This is a genomic window from Nocardia sp. TBRC8007 (assembly GCF_056629435.1).
Genome location: NZ_JBWSOR010000033.1, coordinates 44,154 through 50,704, shown reverse-complemented (window position 1 = coordinate 50,704; position 6,551 = coordinate 44,154). Strand labels below are relative to the sequence as shown.

Genomic DNA, 6,551 nt, shown 5'->3' with positions numbered 1-6,551 from the left:
CGCCGCGGCGGCAAATCCGCCGAGCAGACGCGCACCACGATCACCGACAACGACCTGCCCAATGCCCGCCTGATCGCGAGCACTCGCGGCCGCGCAGACATGGTGCTGCGCGAAGCCGCCGGGAACTATCTCATCTGTGGAGTTCGGTGAGCTCAGATGCCCAGTTACGGGTACCGAATGTGCGGCACGACAACGTCGACACCGCGGCTGCGCGGGTGAGCGCGTCGACGAAGTCACGGCCTGCGCCGTAGTAAGCGCAGAAGGCGCCGTGCAGAATGTCACCTGCGCCGAGAGTGTCGGCCGCGTGGGTCACCGGCGTGATGTCGATAGTGCCGTGCCGACCTTCCTCGGCGAACAGGATCGGATCCGGCCCTCGCGTCACGGCCACCTGCTGCGGCCCGGCCGCTCGAAGGTAGTCCAGGAGCGCCGGGGCATCGCCCGCGAAACCGGGCGGAGCGAACGCCGCCGAACAGATCGCGATATCGATCAACGGCAGGAGCTGCTCGTGAATCGGCTTCCATCGGCCTGCGTCGAGGACGACCGGCACCCCGAGCTCGGTGGCGCGGCGGGCGATACCCACCGCCACCTCGGGATGGTGCCCGTCGACGAGCACAACAGCGGCCTGATCGACGTGCCTGGCGAGCTCGGCAGTACATATCGCCTGGATCCGCGCTGCGTCGAGACCGACGATCGTGCGTGAACCTGCCTCTAGCGCGACCACGATCGACGAAATCGGAGGTGTGTCGGTCCGGTCGGGTGTCGCGTCGACAACGGTGACATGGTGGCTGGTCAAGTCGTGATGCACGAGATGGGCGAGCTGGTGACGGCCGAGCGCGGTGACCAATGTCGCAGACAGACCCGATACGATCGCACAGGCGACCGCGGCGTTGGCGGCAGGCCCGCCGGCGCCGAGAAACTGTTCCAGGGCTTGGGTTTTGGAATCTTCGACTGGATAACAATCGACAGCGTAGGCGATGTCGAGAGTGGACAGCCCCACGAACAGAGCAGCGGCCACCGGCGTCTCCTTCGGGGTCGGTCGATCGGCAGGTATCAGGGTACGACAAAGTATTCCAGCAAATCGTGCAGCCGTGCTCCACAAAACATCACTGCGGATCGACATCACGCAGTTACTGTTCACATGCGTCCGTGACAATCGGTGTTCCTGAAGCGTGGATGTCTTTCGTCTGCGGCAACGCTATGGTTGCTGGAATCGACAGTTACGCAGTTCGTCTTGTAGTGGAACCTTGTCGATGTGATGCAGGGCTGGACTCATCACAGTTAGCCAAGGGTGACGTTATTTCCTGAGTCGAGGGTTCTCAGCGGTAGTCGATCAACTGCACCTGCGGAGCGACAGCCCGCAAGACTACTGACAACCGAGCGGTGTCGAGCTTCCAACCACCGATCGGCTTGCTGCACTCCAGGAGGCACTTATCGGGTGCATTGGCAACTATTGCGGCCACAGACATCAAATTCCGGGGGACGCCGCTAGCGGACATGCTGGGCAGTGGCGAGGCGCCCGGGCGACGCGAGATACCGATCCAGGGAAGTGATCCCGGCGACTGCCGCCATAACACCACAGCTTCGATGTCGGTCCAAGGGAGATACAACGTGGGCGATCGATAACCAAGGGCAGGCCCGCCGAGTAGGACACCGGACTGATCAACGCGCAATGCCACCTTGCGCGACAGGGAGTTCACCAGCGTGGCGAGACTACCGAGACCCAGAAGCAGCACGGCGAAGATCGCAACAACGCGGGGAATTCCCGGCGGTACGAGCATCGGGCAGAGAAATAGCACTGGGCTGAACAACAGACTAAGCGTCGTCCTCCAGTCGAAGCCGTAACGCTCTTCATAATTCATACCCGCACCCGGCAACACACCGAGCCCTCCTCCGACCATAAGGTAACACCGTTCAGTTCGCCGTCAACGCATGCTGCTGCTTCCGGAGCCTGGCATTCAACGTCTGAACCGCTGTGTCCGAGCAGCGCCATTCGTAGACGATAGAATCGCGAGCCCGCGGCTGAGCCGACCAACCTCGCAGAAGTCCGAGCAGACCATGACAAACGGAAGCCTTCGATAAGCACGGAGAACAACAAGGTTGCGGCAGCGATGACCCGAAAGATGCCTAGCCTGTAGGACTTCGGCGCGCGAGCCGATCCGCGATCTCGGTGGCCCGGACCTGAGCTGCCTCCAGCCCACCGCCGGTCATCGCGGCATCCGCGCGCCTAACTGCGGCCAGCCGTGTGAGCGCGGCCTCGGTGAAAACCGACAACCCGAGGTCGGGGTTGTATCCGTGGATCTCCTTGACGTCGAGCTCGGCCAGGAAGTACAGGATCTCCGTCGAGACCACCTGCCCAGGAACCAGCACAGGGAAACCAGGCGGATAAGGCACGACAAAGGTCGTGGACACCAGTGTCTTGCCCTTGGCGATCCGGCGTCCGGCGTCGCCGAGCAGAACGTGTTCGCGGTCGGACTCCTCGTACCCGGCGTAGAAGGCCGAGCGCATATCGCCGAACGCGCTGGCGCCGTCGGGACGGAACGTAGAGTCGAACTCGCTGAAGTCGGGCAGCGCGGGCAGGTCTTTAGTGATCTCGTCGACCCGCCGCTGTCGCAGAGCGCGATCCGCCTTACCTGCCGCGCTCTGGCTGCGCTCGAAATCGGTTGCTACCCGGCGTAATACGTCGAGCAGGTAGTGCACGCTCGACCAGGTGACACCGATCGTGAAAATCAACAGCACACTGTTGATCGAGGTCTTGTTGATCTGGATGCCGAACCGGTCCATCAGGATCTGCTCGCGGAACTCGTATCCGTTCATGCCGGTTCTGCCGATGAACAGGGTGACTCGGGTCGGGTCGAGCACGAACTGATCAGACCGCCACGCCTCATTCCACTCTGCCAGGCCCCCCTGCCTGACCTGCCGGTACGAGCGGACCGCAGCGGACCGGAACTCGCCGGGCACCAGATCGTCCTCGTCGAGGATGCGGAACCATTTGCCGATCAGCCGATCTTTTCGGACACGGTGCCGGAAAACCAGCGCCATATCGTAGACGTGCCGGACCAGCTGGAAACCCTCGATATCGACCTGCCGACGGGCCAGGTCCAGGGACGCCAGGAGTTGTTGATTCGGCGAGGTCGAGGTGTGGGTCAGAAACGCCTCACCGAATGCCTCACGGACGAGAGCTTTGAAATCCTGGTCGCGGACATGGATCATCGACGCCTGTCGCAGCGCCGACAGCGATTTGTGGGTGGAATGTGTCGCATACACGCGTACCCGCGCGCGATCCGGGTCGGGAAGCAGCCTGTGGTTACTCCACTCGGCACGGTCGATTTCCCGCATCGACGCACGCCACGTCCGGTACTTCTCGGCATATCCCGGCGACGACAATGTCGCTTCGAGTTGTTCGGCGGCAACCATCGCGGTCCGCTGCCGCGCCCACGGTACCGCGGTGGCGAACGCATACCACGCCTCGTCCCACAGGAAGCAGATGTCCGGCTTGATCGCCAAGACCTCCTCCATCACGCGCCGGGGGTTGTAGACGATGCCGTCGAAGGTGCAGTTGGTGAGCAGCAGCATGCGCACTCGGTCCAGCTGTCCGGCCGCCTCTAGGTCCAACAGCGCCTTCTTGATCGTGCGCAGGGATACGGCTCCGTAGATGGCGAACGGCTCGAGCGGGTAAGCGTCCAGGTACATCGGGTACGCTCCGGCGAGCACCAGTCCGTAGTGATGCGACTTATGGCAGTTGCGGTCGATCAGCACGATGTCGCCCGGCCTGGTCAGGGCCTGCACGACAATCTTGTTCGCGGTGGATGTTCCATTGGTGACGAAATACGTCTGATCGGCACACCATGTCTCGGCGGCTTTGTCCATGGCCGCTTTGATCGTGCCGTGTGGGTCCAGCAGCGAGTCCAGCCCGCCGGAGGTGGACGACGTTTCGGCCATGAAGATGTTCCGACCGTAGAACTCCCCCATGTCCTGTAGCGATTTGGAGTTGAAGATGCTGGCGCCGCGTGCGACGGGCAGCGCGTGGAATTGGCCGACCGGCGCGGCCGCATAGGTACGCAGGGCATCGAAGAACGGGGTGGCGAACCGGCTGCGGATACCGTTGAGCACCGTGCTGTACAGGTCGGTGACATCGTTGAGCCGATAGAACGTGCGATCGTAGACGTCCAGCTCGTCCTCGGTTTCCGCGGCGATCGACTCATCTGTGAGCAGATACCGGTCGATATGCGGCCGCAGCTGTCTGATCCACTCACCGCATTCGACCCAGTCGCGGGTGCGGTCAGCCACGACCACGCCGTTGTTGGCACCGAGCAACGCGGTCATCAACGGCACCCGGTCGCGGGAACGCAGCGGCAGATCGTGCCGGATGATCGCCGCTTGGATCTCGCCGTTCAACGCGACAGCGGTGATGGCGTCCTCGATGCTCGCCACGACAAGCAACTCGAACAGCACATTGTCCGACGGGTCGCGAAGCGCCCGCAGGCTCTCCGCCAGGCTCTCGGGAGCATCGGGCGGCGAATCGTCACCGAGCAGGACAGTGTAGAACTGCTGATGTCTGGCCCGTGCCACGAGTTCCTGATCGGCCAACGGCGCGGAAGTATCGAATAGCGCCGTGCCGTCGCCGTACTCGGAGAGCAGGCGCACAGCCAGCGACACCTCCTCGGTGAGCCGCACTGTGGCGAGATCGGCGATATATCCGCGGAACGCCGCCAGCCTCGCCGCGCCCGGGTACAGCCAGTACCGCTCATAAGCGCCGAGACGATCGAGCAGACGCCGCACCCGAGCGGCTTCGTGAGTGGTGTCCAGCCCGGCACGGTTGACATCGGCGAGCTGACGGCACGCGTCGTCGAGCAGATTCCACGTATCGATTCGCGAGTACGACGGGTTTGCTACCGCCGCCAGCGCGGAAACAGAAAGCCGTTTCGGGCGCTCGCCGTCTCGCCGCATATCGTCGGGTCCGCCCCCAATCAGTGCAGGCGCGGTGGATCTGCCGAATACGACAGGTCACTCTGGAATATTCATCCCTGCGAATATTGTGTCTCGTCGTCGAGCAAATTCCTAGTCAGGAAGTTGTGACGGAAGAAATCCAGCCGGTCACACGTTGCCCGCGCCTCCCACAGTGGGTGGTGGTTCTCCTGGAGCAGGACCACGGATGGACGCATCGACCGCAGCCCATCGCACCAGGTAAACAGTAGGGTGACGCCGACGCACCGTCCATCGGAGCACAGTCATCGATAGCACTGCCGCACCCGTCCATCCGAGCTCATCGACTCGCACGCGCCTCCAGCTGTACCCGGCGCCGGAGCAATCGTCGGATAGGCCCACCGATACCCCTACGGACCCGGGATTCCGGAGCGGCGGCTTCACCAACACTCGGGGCTGATGTCGCCTGAGCGAATCGCACGTGAAGTTGTTCACGAACCTGGTCCGGGGTGTAGGCACGGCGGCGACGCTCGGCGCGCGCCACTACGGCACCGGTGGCGATCACACCAGCCACACCCGCTAATCCCAATACCTTCCACCACCTCATACCGCATAGGCTACGACCATGATGGGGACAGACATCAGCCTCGACCGTGCGGTCGAGGTCACCAGAACAGGCGATATCTGGCTTTTTCGTGGTCGTTCCCCAGCCGACCGGGCTATCCGTATGACGACGAACAGTCCGGTGAACCATGTCGGGATGTCCGTCGTGATCGACGATCTGCCCGCCCTGATCTGGCACGCGGAGCTCGGTCGAAGCCTGCCCGACATGTGGTCGGGAACCACACACCGCGGCGTCCAGTTGCACAACCTGCGCGATGCCGTGCTGGTGTGGACACACCGCTACGGACAACAGGCGTGGTTGCGCCAGTTGGACCCTCCTGCCACCCGGCAGATGGAGGACAGCGTGCTGCGCACCATCGCTCGGCTCGACGGCACCCCGTTCCCCTCCACCGCCGGACTGGCGGCGCGCTGGCTACGCGGCCGAGCCGGCCGCCTGCTACGCCGTACACCGAGGCAGCAAGCCGCCCGAGAACTGAAGAACGCCTACTGCGCCGAAATCGTAGCCGCGACATACCAAGCGATGGGGCTGCTGCCTCAGCACCGTAGTCCAGGCTGGTACGACCCGGGCCGATTCTGGAGCGGAGACCGGCTACGACTATCCGAGAACTATGAACTGGGTGGCGAAATAGCAGTACGCACACCGACGACCACGAATTCTTGACCGTTGGACGCAGACCGGACGCTTAGAACGCCGAGAGCCGTGCCATCCCATCCACATTTTCCGATTCCGCCGTTGCGGTACTGCTAGCGGGATTCGCCGCGGTGATGGGCTTCTGGGGTCACACGGTCAGTAGCCGGCGCTCCAGTAGGCGCTGACCATGAACGTCCGCGCGATGAGGAGTGGGTCCGAAGGTCGTCGTTCACCGTGGTATCGGTGTGGCACAGCCACGCCGCTACCACGGCGGCAGCCTGTCTACCCAGCCGGAACGCTGTCCAGCGAAGTCCACCGAGGCTGTCGCGCTTACTGCGGAACATGCCGGGTTTGTCGCTGTCGACCGAGTTCA

The 6,551-nt window shown here is 63.3% G+C and carries 5 protein-coding genes; 1 reads left to right on the top strand and 4 read right to left on the bottom strand.

From position 1 onward, the window contains the following. Positions 1-130 precede the first annotated feature (130 nt). The 4 genes from ACX4ZE_RS19180 to ACX4ZE_RS19165 all read right to left on the bottom strand — a co-directional run bounded on the left by ACX4ZE_RS19180 (position 131) and on the right by ACX4ZE_RS19165 (position 5,530). Positions 131-1,015: a PfkB family carbohydrate kinase gene (locus ACX4ZE_RS19180; protein WP_480274838.1), complete on the bottom strand. Its 885-nt coding sequence runs from the start codon at positions 1,013-1,015 to the stop codon at positions 131-133. A gap of 301 nt (positions 1,016-1,316) precedes the next feature. Beyond that, the gene (locus ACX4ZE_RS19175) at positions 1,317-1,898 is read right to left on the bottom strand and encodes a hypothetical protein (RefSeq protein ID WP_480274837.1); all 582 of its coding nucleotides are present in this window, start codon (positions 1,896-1,898) and stop codon (positions 1,317-1,319) included. 226 nt (positions 1,899-2,124) lie between these two features. Beyond that, positions 2,125-4,947: an aminotransferase class I/II-fold pyridoxal phosphate-dependent enzyme gene (locus ACX4ZE_RS19170; protein ID WP_480274836.1), complete on the bottom strand. Its 2,823-nt coding sequence runs from the start codon at positions 4,945-4,947 to the stop codon at positions 2,125-2,127. 316 nt (positions 4,948-5,263) lie between these two features. Then, positions 5,264-5,530: a hypothetical protein gene (locus ACX4ZE_RS19165; protein WP_480274835.1), complete on the bottom strand. Its 267-nt coding sequence runs from the start codon at positions 5,528-5,530 to the stop codon at positions 5,264-5,266. 18 nt (positions 5,531-5,548) lie between these two features. Here ACX4ZE_RS19165 and ACX4ZE_RS19160 point away from each other — a divergent pair, with 18 nt between their 5' ends. Continuing rightward, positions 5,549-6,208, top strand: coding sequence for a hypothetical protein (locus ACX4ZE_RS19160; protein ID WP_480274834.1), 660 nt, complete (start codon positions 5,549-5,551; stop codon positions 6,206-6,208). Positions 6,209-6,551: the final 343 nt, after the last annotated feature.

Excerpts from the sequence above, each read along its gene's own strand:
- ACX4ZE_RS19165 (WP_480274835.1), bottom strand. The coding sequence starts at position 5,530 with ATGAGGTGGTGGAAGGTATTGGGATTAGCGGGTGTGGCTGGTGTGATC.
- ACX4ZE_RS19170 (WP_480274836.1), bottom strand. The coding sequence starts at position 4,947 with ATGCGGCGAGACGGCGAGCGCCCGAAACGGCTTTCTGTTTCCGCGCTG.
- ACX4ZE_RS19160 (WP_480274834.1), top strand. The coding sequence starts at position 5,549 with ATGATGGGGACAGACATCAGCCTCGACCGTGCGGTCGAGGTCACCAGA.
- ACX4ZE_RS19175 (WP_480274837.1), bottom strand. The coding sequence starts at position 1,898 with ATGGTCGGAGGAGGGCTCGGTGTGTTGCCGGGTGCGGGTATGAATTAT.